This window comes from Pseudomonas sp. MF6776 (assembly GCF_016613125.1).
Classification (GTDB): domain Bacteria; phylum Pseudomonadota; class Gammaproteobacteria; order Pseudomonadales; family Pseudomonadaceae; genus Aquipseudomonas; species Aquipseudomonas iridis.
The window spans coordinates 18,538-32,502 of sequence record NZ_JAENSQ010000044.1; the positions used below are offsets into that span (position 1 = coordinate 18,538).

Here is a 13,965-nt window from a genome sequence, read left to right on the forward strand (position 1 = left end):
CCTGGTATTCGCTCTTTGAGGCCATCTAAGGGGGCTGGGTGGTATTGAAAAGGCCGTGGACCAGTACTCTCCACCGGCCGATTCAAAGCAACAAAATGCCCCCCCTTGCACTTTAAAAAGTTGAGTGACACTGGGTTCACAATCGCAATCAGTGGTGAACCTATGGCCGTCAAACATCATGGCGCTCTTACAGAGCGGGTATGCGCTCACTCCGATGTTTTCTCGTATCACTACAGGAATAAAAGTGGTTTACGCAGTGATCTGAACTACGCCCGGGCCACCTTGTGCGGTGCGTGCGGTCAGAAAGTTAAAGATTGGTTGGCCTTCCAGGGCAAAGGATTCCATAAGCTTGAGCTCCCCAAGCTACAGGGGCGTACGCCCGGCTTGATCAGTTGGGGCAATCGAGTTCGAATCGAACGTCTGCGTACGCTTGGCCCGCTGATGAGCCATCTGCAGGCGTCGAGTGATCCTTTGGCCACCGTGGTGCTAAAGGTTCTGGAGTTGATGTTCCAAGTGCCCTGCGCGAGTTACTGGGTTGATGTGGAGAAGCAAAATTACTCTTGGTATTCCCTGCAAGGGGACGTAGCACTACTGCTTCGTGGTTCCAAGTGCCGTGACAACCCTCAGCGAAGTCCGTCCGCCGTTGGCTTCTGGATGGAGGCTCGGCCAGTCGTTGCGCAGGAAGCGATTGCCTTTGTGAGGGATAACCTAAAGGCATCCATCGCCGCACATGTTCCAAGCGCTCCTGAAAAAGCTTCTGCGTAATCACCTAAGGTGTGAATGGCCCGCGTCACGGCAAGCGCGGGGTGCACCCTCTGCCGTAATAATCTGGTGGGGGAGGGCCTCAGGTTCGCCCCTTTATGGAGGTCTAATTGGGGCCCTCGCAATTCGCGCTGATTGGAGAATGAGGCATCACGTTTCGGAGATGCCCCATGCGCGGAAAACACTATCGAATGACCTTACTTGTGGCGCTTGGGGTTTCCCCGGGGATTGCGCTTGCCGCGCCTGGTTTACAAAACATGGCAGATAGTCTGGACGAGTTGATGAAGTTCCTGCCAATGGTCATGGCCCCGATGTTTCTGTTGGCGGCCATTGTGTACATTTTTTCAGGAAACTCTGGGCAAACTGTGGCGCGAGAAGCGAGCGCTGAAACAACGCCTTCACCGTTACCGTCCTCAGTAGGGCAGCTTCAAGAAACTGCAAATGGGCGTGATCCGGTTGCGATAACAATGACTGATCGCTTGGAGCCCATTCAAGTGGAGCAGCCCGGGAGGGTGGGTCGGAAGCTGCATTTGGACTGAATATGGAATACAGCCATGAGACAGTAATCAGACTGGATTCAGAGAGTTAAAGCTGTCGCCGGGGCGCTGCGAATTTCGCGATGCTCAGCCCCGGGCTGAGGAAACGCAAAACTGTCGTAACCGCTCAGATCTCCATCAGGGCTGGCAAGCGCTAGGGAATAAAAACTGTCGCAGGAGACTTGCCTCTGGCCATCCACGTATGGCTAATGAAACCGTCACGAGATGGCTCGCTCATACCAACCTGGGAGGTATTCCTGCGTGTTCTTCATGATCTGCTTGGCTTTTCGCGGGTGATCTCTAACCCACAGTCTCAAGCCCTCGAATGCATGGGATTCAAAAAAATCTGCGCGATCGGAGGAGTGGACAGACCAGTCGCGCCGCATTGGGATTCCAAATTCGGTAGACAATTGACGTGCATCCGCCTCAGAAAATCCTCGAAGTGAAATTTTGACCTCCGAAGTGTATTTCACTACGTACCAACCCTCTATGTAATGACTATCACCCGGGTGGTCATTGGCCGGTACAAAATGCTGAATGCAGCAAGGGCCAAGGCTTACAGAACCACCTGCATTCGAGGATATGCGTGGGCCGTTGAATGAAACCCAGCCAGCAAACTCAATTCCGCCAATTGTAGCCGTGTGAAATATCTCGTTTCTCATGTCAGCAAGCCCTCGAAGGGAAAGCGGCCAATGCCCAGGCGCATGAGTTTAGCTTATCCATTGGGAATCACTGATTTTCAAGCGTATGGGCGATGCGAACTGCAACTGTCGCAGAGCTACCCCATCCATCAACTGCGCCTGAGCGCCTGAACACCAGGTGTAAAGGAGAAGGGTGAGATCATTCCTATCGACGGTCATGACGCGTGGCTCAGGTGCAGGGCGTATTCCGTTCGAGAAGAAAGGCGCGACGCTGCGGTTGGGTCCACTGCAGGCACCGCCCGGGATGCTTGCGCGACAGTTCCAATTCCTCTGCGACAGTTTTAATTCTTTAAAACCAGACAGCCTGGCGAGTCGGGCTCCTCGATCGCGTTTTACCCCAAAATCAGGTCTTCGAGTCAAATATCGGGGATTAAGCTCGTAGATACCGAATGGTTCTGTCTCTAAATAATTAGGTTTGTCACAAAATAAATAGCTTTGTCCCAAGATAATTAGGTTTGACACAACTGGCGCTTCCACGCTTCCAACAGGCTACTCAATTCAATCAAAGTCGTTTGCGGGATTGGGGGAGGAACGGGAAAGAATGTGCACTTAAGCCCCCTGCCTGCCCCGCAAAAAGCAGCATCCTCAAGCAAGGCGATGTCAAGCTTTATGTGGTAGTCTTGGCACAAATGAGGTGTTCACATGACCGATAAATCGAAGTCCCAACCAACCGCAAAAGGCCACCCCCTGTTTCAGGAGGCCGGCAGTGGTCGCTTTGTGACGCTCGCATTTTCTGGTGACCCCTCGCAGCACGAAGAGGTCAAGACTGCTCATGCAGTACGAGTGAAGGCTTTCCGACGCTTTCGAGGCTGGGCAAAGGGCAAGCATGTTGAAAAGCCGTCCATGGCAGCGATGCAGAAGGAGATCAAGGAGTTGCAGCAACAGATGCAGGCCCTGATGGACGGTATTGTGCGCAGCCAACAAGAAGCCGTGGTCGTTGACTTGGTGGATCTGGAAGGCCTCACCGTTATGAATTCGGCTGTCGCTCGTGAGATGCTCGACAATCCCCCTCCGCCAAACGCCAAACTCCAGGCCTTGCTCGCACTGCGCTAAGGCTTTAGGAAATGGAATTCAGCACTGTCCCGTACGACAAGTCGATAGACCGCAAAGCTTTTGATTGCGGTCTTCACCCTGCTCTTAATACCTATATCGCACAGCAGGCCACCCAAGACGAAAAGCGCAACGTCTCCAGGACGTTCATGCTTGTTGAGGATGGCCAGCTGATAGGCTACTACACGCTAGCCAACGCCTCCGTTGTGGAGTCCGACCTCAGCGAGGAGCAGATGAAAAAGATGCCCCGCTACCCAATGCCGGCAGTGCTGCTCAGCCGTTTGGCTGTTGACAAAGGTCAGCAAGGCAAAGGAGTCGGCAAGCGACTGATGGTCGATTTCTTCCGACGCGTGTACGCGATCTCCAAGCATTCTGGCGTGGCTTTCATCCTCGTCGATGCCAAGGACGAAAAGGCAGCAAGCTACTATCGCGACCTGGACTTTGTAGAGACCAACACAAGCCCTCTACGCTTGACACTCTCGACAGGCACCATCATCCAGGGCTTCAAAGCTCTTGAGACTTCACAGCAGCCATCCTGACGGGGCAGCAATTGGAACCCCTTTGCCGCCGCTACGGCCAAAGCGGCGGCGCCAGCGTGAAGAGGGCTGTACTCCACGGAACGCTCAAGCACTTGTGACAGGCTTAATTGTTTGGAAACGTGCGCACATCTCGCGGATCGCGTCACGCTGTGACAGACCTATTTTTCGAATTTTTGACATGGGTACTGGCCAAGGCCCCCTTTAACATGAGGGGGCGTGACAAAGCTAATTTTCTGGGCACAGGTTCGTCCTGAAGGTCAGCCAGAGCCCATATACCTGACTATGGGGTAAAAAAAGGGGCGAGCTCGATGGATCACTCTGCAATTCCTAGTCTTGGCATACATGGCCAGTTGCTCGATAAAACTGCGCGGCAGTCTGTCAAGGTAGGCGTTCATAGCCCAGCTTTAGCATACCTTCGGGCAACATGATGGCCAACGACCTCCTACTCCAACATCACAATTCCTGATGGCCTTCAGTCGTCTGCATTTTCCGACAAGCTTGCATTTCTGAACTGGGTGGCATGCTTGATAAGCCTTCTCGGGCAGGGCACCTGGTGGGGCTAACCCTCCCAGTGCAAGCGGGGTTTGCCCCAGTTTCCGGCTCAGATGAAGCCCCAGTTGACTGTGGCCTCGTGAAACACTGAAACCATAGATTTTTCATCAGGAGATGAGATTGATGTCTGCACCTGACACCAACAACGATCGCATCAGCATCCCGCTAATGCTGGCTTTTCCCGTGGTGGCCATCAATACGTTTGAGATGACCCGCGCTATTCAAGTCGTAGGAGCGGCGGCGAAGGAGCGAAAAAAGAGTTTTGAAACCATGCCTTTCAAGCAGGTGCCCTCACCCGATTACATTAAAACCCTGGCCGGGAAGGCTGAGAAAGGCAGCCGAGGCACGGTGATTTTTGACCAGTATTTTTTTGATCGCAATAAATCCAATCCTGAAAACCTACCGAGCCTGAAAGCGTCGTTAGCCGTGATTGAGGAGCTGGGTGTGACTTACGTGATCGCCGGCAGAGATACGCTATCGGAGGAGTTTGTCTACCACATCGACCTCCCCCCGATGGATCAACAGGAGGTAATTGACGTACTTCTGAGTGCTGAGCGCGACGTTCAGTTTTCGAGCGAAAGCCTTGCCGGTCGCGCGGAAAAGACGCCTACGATCTTCAGCGGGCCTGAGCGCGCAGTCATCGCAAACCACGCGATGGGCCTGTCTCACAGTCAGATGCGTAACGTGTTCATCTACTCTGCGTACCTGAAAGCAAAAGGGCATGAGTATCTCGGCGAAATTCGGCGCGAGAAAAATCACATTTTGCGAGATGTGGGGCTGGATGTTCTCGAACCCGTGGCCATCGAGACGGTAGGCGGATTGGGACCGCTTAAGGAATTTCTGAACATCCGCAAGGCTGGTTGGGAAAAGAATCTTTCGGTCAAAGGGCTGCTGCTGGCCGGTGTGCCAGGCGGCGGGAAGACGCTTATGGCCAAGGCTGCTGCGGGTGTATTCGGAACGACATTGGTCCGCCTGGACATGGGCCGCTTCTACTCGAAATACCTCGGTGAGACTGAAGCCAAGTTCACACGTGCGCTGCAGACCGTTGAGCAGATCGCGCCGGTTGTCGTACTGATCGATGAGATCGAAAAGTTCTTCGGCAGCTCTGAAGGGGAGCATGAAGTTTCGAAGCGTCTTCTTGGCACCTTCCTGTACTGGCTCCAAGAACGAAAGGGCAAAATTTTCATCGTGGCGTCTGCCAACCGGGTGAGTCAGCTTCCACCTGAACTGATGCGAGCAGGGCGATGGGATCGGTGTTTTTTCATCGACTTGCCCAGCATCGAGGAGCGCTCCTCGATCTTTCAAATCCATATCAACAAGGCCAAGGCCAACCCTGCCAAATTCAATTTGCCGGCGTTGATTGAGGGGAGTGATGGCTACACCGGGGCTGAAATTGAACAGGCAGTGGTTGATGCCTTGTACATCGCAAATGCCAGGGATACTGCGCTGAGCCAGGAAATTTTGCTGGCAGCATTGGGTGATATCACGCCTACAAGCGTCACGCGCAAGGCCGACATCGACAGCATCCGGCGCCTGGGGGAGCAAGGTTTTTATCCCGCCAACACCTACGACGCAGTTCCTGGCTCGACGATGGGCCGGCAGCTCAACGTTGACTAACAAGGAGAAAATGCCAATGAGTCATATCGTTAAAGGACAGGTCTCGGTGTCCTACACGGACCTGGATGTGCTGGTAAAAGCACTTTCAGGGCTTGGGGAAGTTCGCGAGAACGAAAAGCTGTATCGAGTGGGCGTTGGGTACACAGATGAGCGCTACTCCCTGGTCCTGGTAGACGCCCAAGACAACCAGCGCCGGATCGGGTTTCGCCTTGAGGGCGGCGTTTTCAACCAGTACCAGGAAGACTACGGGTCCTATGGGGCTTGGACTGCCCAGACCAGCAACAAGATCGTCGATCGCTATCTGGCGTACCACTACGAGAAACAACTCAAAGCTGAAAACTATAACGTGACGGTGATGACTCAGGCCGATGGCACGCTCGAGGTTGTTGCTGAGGAGGTTGTGTGGTGAAGAAAGTCGTTATCACGATCAAGGGCGGCCGTATCAATGGCGACTTCCAAGGGTTCCACGGCAAGACCTGCGAAACGCTGGAGCAGCGTCTGCGCCCGGAAGGCCTCGAGCTGCAGGAGGTCGAGAAGAAACCAGAGTACGACTTTCAGAGTGAAAGTGCTCAGGCACAGTACGTCTCCAGCTAGTCGCTCGACAAATCCCAGACCGCTACCAAGCCGAGCTAGTGCAACTTGTGGCTGGCTCGCTGGGTAGGTCTGGAGTTCCGGGGCAATGTATTCGGATTCATGGCTGGTTGGGCATTGGAGTTCTTGGATGAGCAGCGCAAAACAGATCATTGTCATCGCAGCTGTAGTGGTACTCATTGGTTGGATAGTTACGGGGTGGGGCGTTCTTCTGGTGCTTGCCTTGGGGTTAGGACTGTTCGGCTCGATCGGGATGTTCGAGGGGTCGAGTGCGACCTGGGAAGCTGAGCCTAGCCGACGCTCTGTCGTTGTTACGGATGTAGCCCCCATCAAACCAGCCGAGTTGGTTACACCAGGGCGAGTCATTTTGGCCCCAGCAAATGAAGAAGCTGTTAAGCCTTCAGTTGGCAGACGTCTGTTTTTGGATGATGTCGCCGACGAGTGACAGAGCAGAGAAGAGGGTTTATGTCTCATAAAAGACGAATTGTCATATGCAATGGAACCGTTACCGGTTTTGCCGATGAGGTCAACTTTGCGGGGCTTACCGTAACGGGCTTCGACAAGAAGCGTGTCTCACGCGTCCTTCCTACGGGCCGCTTTCAGCGCGGCTGCTTCCTGGTGCTTCGCGCATTGGTCAATGATGAGTCAAAAGCCGCGGCGTGGACCAGGCGCTGGCGCTGCCAATGGAACGTCCAGATCGACAGTGAATCGCATGGCCCGTTCCTGAGTCGCTCGGCCGCAATTCTCTTTGAGAAGGATTTCATTTACAGGCAAGGGAAATTTGGTAGCCCTGTTCAGTTGGAGGGGGCGATAGAAAGTGCGGATTGTTAATTTCGTGCGGATTGCAGTTACTTTGTTGGCCGTTTCATTGGGCGGTATCGCCGGGACTGCGGCAGCAGACGTTGGCTCGACCTCGCCGGGGGCGGCCAAGCAGGAGGTTCTTTCGGTCAAGACACTGAACCTGCGATGGGATCAATGGAATCATGAGGCTGGAAGTGAGCTCAAGGTCTGCCCGGGACGATTTCGTACCATTGGCGGGGAGATGCGGTGCCGGGTTCCCGATGGGGGGCTCAATGGCCTTCTGGGGGGCATGGTCACTGGTGAGTCAATGACTGCTCAGGAAGCAATCCTTAAATTGGCAGGCGGTACCGCCAAGATTCTTGATATCACTCAGAACGGCGACCAGAACAGATTGCAGATCAAGTTCTCATATCAGGCTACTGGTGGTCCCGTATCGTCCTTCACTGATCTCAGTGCGATTGCCACTCGCGCACCCACTGAAGCGGACGACCTCGCCAAAACAGCGCTTGGTTCATTTTTCGGGGTGGGAGTAGGGATATTCGTCGTCATCGCAATAGCAGTGTTCCACTTCGAACGAAAGTCCCCAACTCTGTCTGAACGTGAGGTTAACTTTTCCCGGTTGCGGGACGAGCAGGCAATGCAGCGACCTACCGCTCGGGTGGACACGCCTCCGCCACTGGTATTACAGCCTACTGCCCAGCCAGCGCCTTCAGTGAACGTAGCGCCAACAGAACCGACTCCAACCTCGGGTCGCCGACTTTACCTGGATTGATCTTCATGGGCTCGATTGAGCCTGTCGGCCAGTCTCATCGGAAGCCCGCTCAAGTACATGCCTTGCCCCGCCGAAAAATGGGGCCAGAGCCTTAGAGGGGCGTCAGTTACGCGTCCGCGAAACTTAGTCAGGAACCAGCAGAAATGACACAAATCCTTATGGTATTGGCAGCTGCGAAGTTGCACTCGATTTGACCACCCGTTTGCATTCGGCCAGACCACCGACTTGCATTCGACTTGACCAGTCACTTGCAACGGATTTGACCCGCACGCTTTCTGCCGACAGGAGCAGAAGTCGACCCGTCCAGTCTGGACGTACTGGCAGAAATCGGCCACAAGCGGCAGTTAGAACGCCAATCTGCTACAGCCCGAAAGTTGCCGCTGACCAGCAATCATCGATCACGACCTGGATGAGGAAGCGTTAAGCTTTGACGCCAGAAGGATTCTATAAGCGTGCAGTCTCCCAGCGATATCCAACTTTTATCACCTATGCTCAAGACGCAACTGACAACTTGCGAGCTAACGACTGACGCATTGAACGATAGGAGAGCAAGGAATGTTGACCCCGGCCAAGTATTGGCGAGTCGCTTGTAAGCTGGATTGCGAAGTTGCCCGGCCACCATCCATGTTTAGCTTACCGGAAGGATTGGCGAGCCAGGCTTCACCACCTACTCTCGGCCACGGCATCACTATTGCTGCCTACGACGAAACTCAGCAGACAGGGATGCTCAGATGGCTTGGCATCATTACTGGTGGCACTGGTGCGACTCGCCATGTCGATTGGACGTCCACCTCGGCGCAGATCTGGATAGACAGTCCCAAGGGGCGTGGAATCTGGAAGGCGGGAGAGTTTGGATTCGCCCCTAAGAAAATAGCCGACTACGGACTGCATGAGCTATGGCAGGATCACTTTGACAACTTGGAACTCCGTGACCGCGCCGCAATGGTAACCAGGCCGACGGTTTCGAAACGACCTACTTCCAGCAGCATTGCGCCGGAGCGCCTCAACCCGATTGAGGTCATCGGCGAGATGACCAGCGGTGCTAAAGCTGGCGTCGTTTACGTACTGAAGTCTGCTTTCGGTTACAAGGTTGGGCGTACTCGCAATGTGCCGGCCCGGATGAGAGCCTTCGGCGTGCACCTACCTTTTGTTTACACCATCCCGCTGTGCGCCTGGTTTGACGACTGCCATGAAGCTGAGCGCCGTTACCATGCGATTTTTGCCGGCAAGCGAATAAACGGTGAATGGTTTGACTTGGATGAAAATGACATACGACGAATAAGGCTCAGGACGTAGTCGAGGAAACTGCTGGTGGACTCACCGAGTCTCCCACGTTTCTCTAGACAGCTCTGAACGGCTGCTTCACGCCAATTTCTGCCGATGCTGACCGGCTGCAATGGGGTCGTTCTTTGCCGGTCATGACCACGAAGCGCGATGGCCAAATCCGTTGCAAGTGACTGGTCAGGTCGAATGCAAGCGGGTGGTCAAATCGGTGCAATTACTCAGCAGCCGCTGTGTTCACGTAACTGTTGTTTGGTGGCGTGGCCAAAGTGGCAGGAGTTTTGGCCTCCACAACCCTCGAGATTTTCGGGTTCAACATACCTGCACTGTTTGCGCTCATCGTCACATTTGCCGTTGGTACTGTGGCGTGGATGTTGTTTTCGGCTTTCGGAATTAAAACCGCAGGCATGGCAGGGACCGTTGCCATCGAAGCCTTTGGCTTTTATTCCCTGTGTCGTAGCGAAACGCCGACCGGCAGCGCATCGCTCTGGCTCATTAATGCTTTTGCGCTCGGTGGTCTGTTCATTTTCTGTGTAGCGCTATTGGCCTAAAGTTGGAGGAATTGAACATGGAAATGATGTTGATAGGTGCAGCCTCCGCAGCAGCTTTCTCCAGCGAGTCGTAGCCCCGTCGCTCCTATCCAGGGAGCCGATAATAGCCTCGCATTGCGCCCACGCTTTGGGGCTAATCAACGCCCTTTCCCCGCCCACATAAGCGACCCTTTCTGCTGTCTAAGGCGAGTCGAGGGTCTGACCCATGAAGTTCATCAAACCGATCATCATCTGTTCCGCGTTCTACATCCTGATTCAGCTCTTTGCGATCCGTTCGGGCCTCGATGGCGTGACGTATGTAGCGGCAGGCTTCCTTGAGTACCTGGTGTCTGCTTTGGTCATCATGTGCGGTCTATATCTGGCTCACAGTCTTGCCGGTACTAAAGTCCTGGTAGTCCTACAACTGGTGTTAATGGCGGTTCTGGCCTATGCAATTTTCCTGGGTACGTACGCGATGATCGGCCACTTAGATTCGCTGATTGGCCTGCACCTACTGGCCGTTACCTCGGCCGTTGTTGTGCTGATGGGGACTGGCATTTACCTGATCGTCATCGCGGCACTGCTGGCCAGGGAGAATGCACCAGCACCGATCGAGTAGCTGGGTAGGCGGTCAATTTAAGGTAATGCGTTGTTCATGTATGCCCCGGCGAATGGGGCAAATTGACGGATCACTGACAGCTTGATTCATCAATATGGAGCACATCGCCAAGCAGGATGCTGCCATGCCAGACCTCAGTAATGTCACCCCGGTTCAAACGGGTTCAGGAACGGGACCGACGTTTTGGATTTCAATTCTCGGGAGGTGCTTGTCAGCTCATCCAGTAAGATCGGCGTTCGACCGCGCTCAACGCTGGACCTACCAATTGCTGCGTATTCGCCTTGATTCAGAAGACTCTTCTGGTGAGTTTCGAAGCCAGTTGTTGGTTAACACTGCCCAACAGGTACCGATCGGCTCGATCGATCCATGCGCGGCCTTAAGTTCGACGAGCGCACGGGTGCAACGATTTGACCGCCTTTACAAGAATGCCGGTATGACCCATCGAGTTGAGGCTGTAATTCACCGGGAATTCGGCGGCGCCGAGGCGGCGACATTTTGGATGAGAAAGCCAAGCGATAAGGCAATTCAAGCTACGCTCGTAAGGCGTGGGTCGCGTGGCGCACAAAATTATCAACTAATTGAATTGTAATGCTTTCACCGTTCCCATCGTGGGAATACGTACCTGATTATGGGGTAATTGTCGGTGTGGGCGCCGAGTACTTGCATACCAAAACCTTCGGATACCATGAAGCTCCGAATAGCAAAATTGAGAACCTCGATGCCTGTCACTGAGCTCCGACTGTATGCGCAGATCAGCCTCGTAATGGTAGGAGCGGCCCTGGGCACTGGTTGTGTAAATTACACCGCTCGCCTCGTAGGTGATGCCCATGCTGCCGGCCGCACAGCCATGATTTATACCGGGGGATTCTACCCAGTCCAGTCGGTACTGCCCAAATCAGTGAAAGGCGAGGTGTTGAGGGTGTACGTCGAGGGCGATGGCCACGCTTGGGCTACGGCAAGACAAGCCAGCACCGATCCAACTCCCCATGAAAACCTTGTAGCAAATCTCGCTGCTAACGATCCTGGCGGAGCTGTGTACCTGGCCAGGCCCTGCCAGTTTGTTTCGAACGAGCATTGCAATCCCAAGGCGTGGACCGATCAGCGTTTCAGCCCCCAGGTCATCGCATCCATGTCGTCGGCGCTGGACGCTATAAAATTGCGGTATACGGGGACGCGTATCGAGTTGGTGGGTTACTCAGGTGGAGGCGCAGTAGCCCTGCTTTTGGCTGCGCAGAGGGATGACGTAGTTTCGGTGCAAACGCTCGCTGGCAATATAGCCGTAACGGCTTGGACGCAGCTGCAGGGGCTAACTCAGCTCAGTGGATCGCTTGACCCCGTGAACTACGCCGACAAGCTCAAGACGATTCCTCAGCGCCATTTGGTTGGGGACCTGGACAGTGTGGTTCCTCGGGCGGTGTCCTCGGCGTACCTGTCATCGTTGGGCAGCACGCAGTGCGTTGAAATAGCCACAGTCCATGCGAATCATCAGGACGGCTGGTCCGCCGCCTGGGCGGACTATAGCCGACGGCCGACCAGCTGCCTGAGATAGCGGCCGCGACCGATGATGATCCGAGAATCAGAAAGCCGGCGCTAAGCGCCGGCTTTCTCTAACGGGGGCAGTGTTCAAGCGGGAGGCCACTCAACAGGCGGTCGGCACTCGAAAGGCGCGTTCAATTTGAGGGGCTTGGAGGTGGTACCCATCCGCCACCAGCAACTCCTTAATCGCTCTCGATCGGCGGCAGTCAAAGGGCATATTGGAGCGGGGGAGATCACGAGCGAGGCTGGAGATGCGCGCGGTTCTTGCGCGGAGCCAGTTAGCGTCGGCAGTCAGTTGTGCATCTGGATTTGATATAAGGATCGCGAGCACCTTTTCTGCTAGTTCAACGGTGAGCACGACCCGGCCCAAGATGTGGAAGTCATCATGCCTGATCGTAGCAACGTCGTTCGCAGTCATCGCTGCAAGGTTAGACGGTACCCCCGCACAAACCTTGCGGGTGCCGAAGAGCTTAAACGCCTCCTCAAGTAGATCGCCGGCACTCAGGCGGCCAACCTGCAGTGGGACGATAACCCGTGCTCCCGCCTCAACCCAGCTCTTCACGCGCAGGGCATATTCAGCCCATAGTTCAAGGGTGGAAACCTGGTCCCCAACCACGTCGGGCGCAACGATCGAAAGATTCCCGGGTTGAGTGGTCTGATCAATGAGCGTCTCGTAGGTTTGAAAAACCTTTTCCCAGTCCATGATGGTGCGCTTCTGGAAGGCGCTGAAAGCACCTGAGTCAACGAACAGTTTGCCGCCGGCGTCCAGGTGTTTTGGCAGCGTAAGGAAAATCTGGCGAGTGGTGAGTAATGTCGCGACCACGCCAACGGGCAAGCCAAGATCAGTAGCGGCCCTCAGGTCAGCTGATGAGGACATGCCGGAATGGAATGCGTACTTCCACGGTGTAGTTGAGACGGACATAGCGTAGTACCTGAGAGAATTCAGACTCCATCCTCTCGCGCTTGCGAAATATGCAAGCCCGGCCTCTTGGGTCTTTCACGCAAAGAGCCGGTGCCGGTCTTGCCGACAGTATTTGCACCGATTGCAGGGGCGAATAGCTGGCACAGAGAAAGTGGCGATCTGTGATTCTTTACGAAAGTCTCCTGGAGCAATGCCGTGTCAATTCGATCGCTTTTCAATGAACTCAATGAAGTTGGCATTAATGTCGTCGTGATTGACGAAAATTGCGTAAGTGCAGTGCTTGACGGAAGCCGAAGCAGCCAATCTTTAATTGAGGAGTTGAGTTCGTCATCTAGAACGAGTGGATATTTTGTTCGCCAGCCAGGGGCGAATGAATTGCAGGTCGAGCAGTGCCTCCGGAAATGGGGGGGCGATGGTGCGGCCAAAATTCACCACTTCCCTGTATATGATAATGCCTTCACGAACGGCGAGGAGCGGTTGTTTCTGCGTGCAGAAGCTGCCCATCTGTTGCACGAAGGATTGGCTAGAATTCGCGGTGCCGCCGGCAGTGATCCAGCGTTCGTCGAGGCAATATCAGACGCTCTTTACCATTTGCCGAACAATGTGGTGGCGGATGGTCAACGCAGCTTGGAAAATCTGCGTGAACTAATTGGTCCGGCGAGGAAAGTTCTTCTGGAGGCAAGGGCGGACAATAAGAAGCATAGTAACTATTACCGAATGATTCCGTCACCAGCTGTAATGTATTTGATGTCGGCCATTGCAGCAGTCGACGCTGTAACGTCGCTAACGCAGGGCAAGTTTGTGTATGGTAGTGTGGCTAGCGTGCTTTCGATGATATGCGCGTTGATTGGGCTGGTGTCTTGGCGCCGAAAGAAAGTTAAAGGTTAATCTTTTATTTATATATATGACTAAATCTTTGGTTTGCAGCTATTTCGGAGCAGGCTTGATAGGGTTTTTAGAGTTGGTGTTCGGGCGCCTTTAATTGGCACTATTAAGTGACGATCTTGGGCGTAAGCGTAAGAGATAGGTTCCTGAATTCAACACATAAGTGCAACGCTCACCCCTGTATGCACTTCGTACGGCGTCTTCCAGCCCAAGCGCTTGCGCGGGCGTAGATTGATCCTCGCTACTGTCCGATTGACGGCTTCGACGGTCA

General features: G+C 54.2%; 16 protein-coding genes and 1 pseudogene. 15 read left to right on the forward strand and 2 right to left on the reverse strand.

Annotated elements, in window-relative coordinates:
• Positions 1–162 precede the first annotated feature (162 nt).
• From JJD74_RS28045 to JJD74_RS28110, 14 genes are all read left to right on the forward strand, one after another.
• A complete protein-coding gene (locus JJD74_RS28045) occupies positions 163–765 on the forward strand; it encodes a hypothetical protein (protein WP_156320503.1) in 603 nt (200 codons plus the stop codon).
• Between the two features lie 167 nt (positions 766–932).
• Positions 933–1,301: a hypothetical protein gene (locus tag JJD74_RS28050; RefSeq protein ID WP_200617415.1), complete on the forward strand. Its 369-nt coding sequence runs from the start codon at positions 933–935 to the stop codon at positions 1,299–1,301.
• Between the two features lie 1,340 nt (positions 1,302–2,641).
• Complete coding sequence (locus JJD74_RS28055) at positions 2,642–3,052, forward strand: hypothetical protein (protein WP_200617416.1); 411 nt, start codon at positions 2,642–2,644, stop codon at positions 3,050–3,052.
• Positions 3,053–3,063: 11 nt separating this feature from the next.
• Complete coding sequence (locus JJD74_RS28060) at positions 3,064–3,588, forward strand: GNAT family N-acetyltransferase (protein WP_200617417.1); 525 nt, start codon at positions 3,064–3,066, stop codon at positions 3,586–3,588.
• A gap of 675 nt (positions 3,589–4,263) precedes the next feature.
• On the forward strand, positions 4,264–5,757 hold the full coding sequence (locus JJD74_RS28065; protein WP_200617422.1) for an AAA family ATPase: 1,494 nt from the start codon (positions 4,264–4,266) through the stop codon (positions 5,755–5,757).
• A gap of 16 nt (positions 5,758–5,773) precedes the next feature.
• Positions 5,774–6,166, forward strand: coding sequence for a hypothetical protein (locus JJD74_RS28070; RefSeq protein ID WP_200617423.1), 393 nt, complete (start codon positions 5,774–5,776; stop codon positions 6,164–6,166).
• Positions 6,163–6,351 (forward strand): hypothetical protein, encoded by a 189-nt coding sequence (locus JJD74_RS28075; protein WP_200617424.1) that lies wholly within the window; start codon positions 6,163–6,165, stop codon positions 6,349–6,351. The genes JJD74_RS28070 and JJD74_RS28075 overlap by 4 nt, the downstream gene beginning before the upstream one ends.
• Before the next feature lie 127 nt (positions 6,352–6,478).
• Positions 6,479–6,793, forward strand: a complete 315-nt coding sequence (locus JJD74_RS28080; RefSeq protein ID WP_200617426.1) for a hypothetical protein — start codon at positions 6,479–6,481, stop codon at positions 6,791–6,793.
• Between the two features lie 20 nt (positions 6,794–6,813).
• On the forward strand, positions 6,814–7,179 hold the full coding sequence (locus JJD74_RS28085) for a hypothetical protein (RefSeq protein WP_200617428.1): 366 nt from the start codon (positions 6,814–6,816) through the stop codon (positions 7,177–7,179).
• Positions 7,166–7,921 (forward strand): hypothetical protein, encoded by a 756-nt coding sequence (locus JJD74_RS28090; RefSeq protein WP_200617430.1) that lies wholly within the window; start codon positions 7,166–7,168, stop codon positions 7,919–7,921. The genes JJD74_RS28085 and JJD74_RS28090 overlap by 14 nt, the downstream gene beginning before the upstream one ends.
• A gap of 555 nt (positions 7,922–8,476) precedes the next feature.
• Positions 8,477–9,217 (forward strand): GIY-YIG nuclease family protein, encoded by a 741-nt coding sequence (locus JJD74_RS28095; RefSeq protein WP_200617433.1) that lies wholly within the window; start codon positions 8,477–8,479, stop codon positions 9,215–9,217.
• A gap of 245 nt (positions 9,218–9,462) precedes the next feature.
• On the forward strand, positions 9,463–9,753 hold the full coding sequence (locus JJD74_RS28100) for a hypothetical protein (protein WP_200617434.1): 291 nt from the start codon (positions 9,463–9,465) through the stop codon (positions 9,751–9,753).
• A 205-nt stretch (positions 9,754–9,958) separates the two neighbouring features.
• Positions 9,959–10,351, forward strand: a complete 393-nt coding sequence (locus tag JJD74_RS28105; protein WP_200617435.1) for a hypothetical protein — start codon at positions 9,959–9,961, stop codon at positions 10,349–10,351.
• Between the two features lie 124 nt (positions 10,352–10,475).
• On the forward strand, positions 10,476–10,940 hold the full coding sequence (locus JJD74_RS28110; protein ID WP_234451896.1) for a hypothetical protein: 465 nt from the start codon (positions 10,476–10,478) through the stop codon (positions 10,938–10,940).
• A gap of 1,050 nt (positions 10,941–11,990) precedes the next feature.
• Here JJD74_RS28110 and JJD74_RS28115 read toward each other — a convergent pair.
• On the reverse strand, positions 11,991–12,809 hold the full coding sequence (locus JJD74_RS28115; RefSeq protein WP_234451897.1) for a hypothetical protein: 819 nt from the start codon (positions 12,807–12,809) through the stop codon (positions 11,991–11,993).
• A gap of 195 nt (positions 12,810–13,004) precedes the next feature.
• Between JJD74_RS28115 and JJD74_RS28120 the strand changes: the two genes are divergently transcribed.
• A complete protein-coding gene (locus tag JJD74_RS28120; protein WP_200617438.1) occupies positions 13,005–13,697 on the forward strand; it encodes a hypothetical protein in 693 nt (230 codons plus the stop codon).
• 149 nt (positions 13,698–13,846) lie between these two features.
• Here the strand turns inward: JJD74_RS28120 and JJD74_RS28125 are convergent.
• Positions 13,847–13,965: pseudogene (locus JJD74_RS28125) on the reverse strand (IS30 family transposase); the annotation flags it as partial.

Bases quoted from the DNA above. Each gene is read 5' to 3' on its own strand.
- JJD74_RS28055 (WP_200617416.1), top strand. From the start codon at position 2,642: ATGACCGATAAATCGAAGTCCCAACCAACCGCAAAAGGCCACCCCCTG.
- JJD74_RS28045 (WP_156320503.1), top strand. From the start codon at position 163: ATGGCCGTCAAACATCATGGCGCTCTTACAGAGCGGGTATGCGCTCAC.
- JJD74_RS28110 (WP_234451896.1), top strand. From the start codon at position 10,476: ATGCCAGACCTCAGTAATGTCACCCCGGTTCAAACGGGTTCAGGAACG.
- JJD74_RS28115 (WP_234451897.1), bottom strand. From the start codon at position 12,809: ATGTCCGTCTCAACTACACCGTGGAAGTACGCATTCCATTCCGGCATG.
- JJD74_RS28050 (WP_200617415.1), top strand. From the start codon at position 933: ATGCGCGGAAAACACTATCGAATGACCTTACTTGTGGCGCTTGGGGTT.
- JJD74_RS28070 (WP_200617423.1), top strand. From the start codon at position 5,774: ATGAGTCATATCGTTAAAGGACAGGTCTCGGTGTCCTACACGGACCTG.
- JJD74_RS28080 (WP_200617426.1), top strand. From the start codon at position 6,479: ATGAGCAGCGCAAAACAGATCATTGTCATCGCAGCTGTAGTGGTACTC.
- JJD74_RS28085 (WP_200617428.1), top strand. From the start codon at position 6,814: ATGTCTCATAAAAGACGAATTGTCATATGCAATGGAACCGTTACCGGT.
- JJD74_RS28060 (WP_200617417.1), top strand. From the start codon at position 3,064: ATGGAATTCAGCACTGTCCCGTACGACAAGTCGATAGACCGCAAAGCT.
- JJD74_RS28105 (WP_200617435.1), top strand. From the start codon at position 9,959: ATGAAGTTCATCAAACCGATCATCATCTGTTCCGCGTTCTACATCCTG.
- JJD74_RS28095 (WP_200617433.1), top strand. From the start codon at position 8,477: ATGTTGACCCCGGCCAAGTATTGGCGAGTCGCTTGTAAGCTGGATTGC.
- JJD74_RS28065 (WP_200617422.1), top strand. From the start codon at position 4,264: ATGTCTGCACCTGACACCAACAACGATCGCATCAGCATCCCGCTAATG.